Raw genomic sequence first — 228 nt, 5'->3', positions numbered from 1 at the left:
CTCCAGGCCGTCGGCCCCCGCCGTCCGGCTGACCGGGCCGCCCGCGCAGTGCAACCAGGTGCAGTGCGGCCCGGGCGTGGCCGTGGCCCCGGACCGCGTGCTCACGAGCGCGCACGTGGTCCTCGGCGTGGACGCCCCCACCGTGACGGACCGCGCCCGCGGCGTGCACGCGGCGCGGATCGGCCACCTGGACACGGCGCACGGCCTCGCCGGCCTGGCGGTCGGCGA

The 228-nt window shown here is 80.7% G+C and carries 1 pseudogene; it reads left to right on the top strand.

Features of this window, described 5'->3' with window-relative positions:
- A pseudogene (locus KVS67_RS13840) lies at positions 1-228 on the top strand (serine protease); the annotation flags it as partial.

The sequence above is a fragment of the Micrococcus sp. GbtcB5 genome (assembly GCF_019091605.1).
In the GTDB taxonomy this organism is placed as follows: Bacteria; Actinomycetota; Actinomycetes; order Actinomycetales; family Micrococcaceae; genus Micrococcus; species Micrococcus luteus.
Note: the sequence above shows the minus strand (reverse complement) of the source record. Positions and strands in the feature narration are given on the sequence as shown.